General features: G+C 58.0%; 3 protein-coding genes. 2 read left to right on the top strand and 1 reads right to left on the bottom strand.

Going from position 1 to position 3,769, the window contains the following annotated elements:
* Nucleotides 1-127 precede the first annotated feature (127 nt).
* Entirely contained in the window at nt 128-1,063 is a 936-nt protein-coding gene (gene cysK / locus MHX65_RS11370) for a cysteine synthase A (RefSeq protein ID WP_023023783.1), read from the bottom strand.
* Between the two features lie 265 nt (nt 1,064-1,328).
* On the opposite strand from cysK, the gene ramA reads away from it, so the two are divergent.
* Nucleotides 1,329-2,168: an acetate metabolism transcriptional regulator RamA gene (ramA, locus tag MHX65_RS11375; protein ID WP_005279642.1), complete on the top strand. Its 840-nt coding sequence runs from the start codon at nt 1,329-1,331 to the stop codon at nt 2,166-2,168.
* Nucleotides 2,169-2,189: 21 nt separating this feature from the next.
* Nucleotides 2,190-3,458, top strand: a complete 1,269-nt coding sequence (gene murA / locus MHX65_RS11380) for a UDP-N-acetylglucosamine 1-carboxyvinyltransferase (protein ID WP_023023781.1) — start codon at nt 2,190-2,192, stop codon at nt 3,456-3,458.
* The last annotated feature ends 311 nt before the right edge of the window (nt 3,459-3,769 follow it).

The following is a 3,769-nucleotide window of genomic DNA, read 5'->3' on the forward strand; positions in this document are numbered from 1 at the left end:
TACAAAAACTCCGTGGACTCCCCGCCCAAAAAGCGGGGAGACTCCGCGTCCACAAAGTCCCTAGACTCCGAGTCCAAAAAGTAGCTGGACTCCAAGTCCAAAAACCTCATGGACATAACAGGGCTAGTTATGCCTCGCGGATGTCCTCGAAAAGAACGGTGGAAACGTAGCGCTCACCAAAGTCCGGCAGGACAACGACGATGGTCTTGCCCTCGAACTCGGGGCGCTCAGCCAGCTTCAGCGCGGCGGAAAGGTTTGCACCGGCGGAAATGCCAACCAGCAGGCCTTCCTCGGTAGCAAGGTCGCGGGAAAGCTTGATGGACTCCTCGAGGGAAGCGGTCAGGACCTCATCCAGCTGCTCGCGGTCGAGCACGTCCGGCACGAAGTTGGCGCCTAGGCCCTGGATCTTGTGCGGACCTGCCTGGCCTTCAGACAGCACAGGGGAGTCAGCCGGCTCAACGGCTGCGAGGTAAACGTCTGGGTTCTTGGACTTCAGGTAGCGACCTGCACCGGTGATGGTGCCGCCAGTGCCGACGCCTGCGACGAAGGCATCGACATTGCCCTCGGCGTCGTCCCAGATCTCCGGGCCGGTGGTGGCCTCGTGGATCTTGGGGTTGGCCTCGTTAGCGAACTGGGAAGCCAAGATGGCGTTGTCGCGCTCGGCGACGATCTCGTTGGCCTTATCAACCGCACCCTGCATTCCGGCAGCGCCCGGGGTCAGGATGATTTCTGCACCGTATGCGCGAAGCAGGACCTTGCGCTCATTGGACATGGTCTCTGGCATGGTGAGGACAACGTCGTAGCCCAAGGTTGCGCCGGCCAGTGCTAGGGCAATGCCGGTATTACCGGAGGTAGCTTCAACGATGGTGCCGCCCGGCTTCAGGTCACCGGATTCCTCAGCGGCCTTGATGATGGCGAGGCCGATGCGGTCCTTCACGGAGTTACCAGGGTTAAAGGACTCCACCTTGGCCAGCACGGTGGCACCCTTACCCTCAGCCAAGCGGTTGATGCGGATAAGTGGGGTACCGCCGATGGTCTCTAGGACATTGTTGTAAATAGCCATTTATTAGGACTCCTTTGGGAATCATATTCGTGGTCAAATCAGGTACAAGCGCAAGGATACACTATTTAAGTAGACAGAGTGGTATATTTATTACAGACAACCCATTCGGGCATGGAATGTGGGATTTACGGCCGCGGAGGCGAAGGGACGATTTCGAATTACCCCCACTTGCTGTCTATAATTCCACGTAGTTACCCGCTGCTCCCCAAGTTTTCGGGGATATCGGGTGCACCTACTTGGTTACCCCCGACGAGGAAAGAGTCTCATGGAGTCGCATCGCCTCAAAGATGATGAAGAATCCGTACGCGCGGCACTGTCGTCTCTCAAAACCGCCACCGGAATCCCAGTGACGATGTACGCAACATTATTGGCGGATAATCGCCTGCAAATTACCCAGTGGGTGGGCCTGCGTACGCCGGCGCTGCAGAATCTGCTTATCGATGCCGGCGTGGGCGTCGGCGGGCGCGTCATCACCACCCGTCGCGCGGTGGGCGTATCGGACTACACGCGTGCCACCACCATTTCCCACGAGAACGACAGCGTAATCCAAGACGAAGGCCTGCACTCGATCGTGGCCGTACCCGTTACCGTGCAGCGTGAAATCCGGGGAGTGCTTTACGTTGGCGTACATTCCCCTGTGCGCTTGGGGGATAAGGTCATCGAGGAAGTAACGATGACGGCCCGGACCCTAGAGCAAGATCTCGCGGTCAACTCCGCGATGCGCCGCGCCGATGGCGGAAAGGGAGGTGCGTCCCGCGGCCATGCGATGAACGGTGCGGAATGGGAACAGGTTCGTTCCACCCACTCCAAGCTGCGCATGCTGGCCAACCGCGTCGAGGACGAGGAGTTGCGCAAGGAACTCGAGGCGCTCTGCGATCAGATGGTCTCTCCCGTGCGCGTGAAGCAATCAACCAAGCTTTCCGCCCGCGAGCTCGACGTCCTCTCCTGCGTGGCACTCGGCCACACCAACGTGGAAGCGGCGGAAGAAATGGGAATTGGCGCCGAAACCGTCAAGTCCTACCTACGCTCCGTGATGCGCAAGTTGGGGGCGCACACTCGCTACGAAGCCGTCAATGCCGCCCGCCGGATCGGCGCGTTGCCCTGATAACCGGTAGCGTAGAAAGCTGTGAAAGATCAGTTTATTGTTTCCGGCGGTGCCCGTCTTGCAGGCACCGTCAAAGTAGATGGCGCCAAAAACAGCGTCCTTAAGCTCATGGCCGCCGCGTTGCTGGCGGAGGGGACGACGACGCTGACCAATTGCCCAGAGATTCTGGACGTACCTTTGATGAAAAAGGTACTCGAAGGCTTGGGCTGCGAGGTGACAATCGATGGCAGCACCGTCCGCATTACTACCCCTGCGACGCCGCAATCGAACGCGGACTTTGATGCGGTTCGCCAATTTAGGGCATCGGTATGCGTCTTAGGCCCACTAACCTCGCGCTGCGGGCATGCAAAGGTTGCGCTGCCCGGTGGTGACGCCATTGGCTCTCGCCCGCTTGATATGCACCAGACCGGCTTGGAAAAACTCGGCGCCACCACCCGCATTGAACACGGCGCCGTGGTCGCTGAGGCCTCCGAGCTTCGCGGTTCCACCATCCGTTTGGACTTTCCTTCCGTTGGTGCAACGGAAAACATTTTGACCGCCGCCGTCTTGGCTGAGGGCACCACCGTCCTCCACAACGCCGCCCGCGAGCCCGAGATCGTTGACCTGTGCGAGATGATGAAATCCATGGGCGCCAATATCGAAGGCGAAGGCACCTCCGAGGTCACCATCCACGGCGTGGACCGGCTTAACCCAACGGAGCACGAGGTCATCGGTGACCGCATCGTGGCAGGCACTTGGGCTTATGCCGCAGCCATGACACAAGGCGATATCACAGTCGGCGGCATTGCTCCGCGCCACTTGCACCTTCCGCTGGAAAAGCTGAAGTCCGCCGGTGCAGAGATTGAAACCTATGAAAACGGCTTCCGCGTGCGTATGGATAAGCGCCCTACCGCTGTGGATTACCAGACGTTGCCTTTCCCAGGCTTTCCGACGGACCTCCAGCCCATGGCCATCGGCATTTCCTCCATCGCCGAAGGGACCACCGTGATCACGGAGAACGTCTTTGAATCCCGGTTCCGCTTCGTCGACGAAATGCTGCGCTTGGGTGCCGATGCCCAAGTAGACGGTCATCATGTGGTGGTGCGCGGAAAGGAGCATCTTTCCTCTACGCATGTGTGGAGCTCCGATATCCGCGCAGGAGCTGGCCTGGTGCTCTCCGCACTCTGCGCCGACGAAGCCACGACCGTTCACGATGTCTTCCATATCGACCGCGGCTATCCCCACTTTGTGGAGAACCTTTCACGGCTTGGAGCCACCATCGAAAGGACGCAGGAAGAAGAAATCTTCTAATTAACCTTTCCCCAGTATGCATTTTTGCGGTGTGTGCTGGGGATTTGTGTGTTTTCTGGAGTGGGGTGTAACTTTATCGAAGTCGCCGAGGGGTAGCCGGTTGGTTACTTGTGAGTGACTTTTTGTACTGGCTTGGTTCGAGGATTTGACTTGGTTCAGGTTGTTGGGTAAGTTGGTACGAGCCGCCGACGAGAGGTTAACGTTTGGTTAATTTTCTTGTGGTGTGTGGATGTTGTTTGAGAACTCAATAGTGTGCCAATGTACTTATTTTTTATTTTTGTGTGCATGGTTGTGTGTTGATTGGTCTGTTG

The organism is Corynebacterium sp. ACRPS (genome assembly GCF_022346005.1).
Classification (GTDB): Bacteria; Actinomycetota; Actinomycetes; order Mycobacteriales; family Mycobacteriaceae; genus Corynebacterium.

Bases quoted from the DNA above. Each gene is read 5' to 3' on its own strand.
- cysK (WP_023023783.1), bottom strand. From the start codon at position 1,063: ATGGCTATTTACAACAATGTCCTAGAGACCATCGGCGGTACCCCACTT.
- ramA (WP_005279642.1), top strand. From the start codon at position 1,329: ATGGAGTCGCATCGCCTCAAAGATGATGAAGAATCCGTACGCGCGGCA.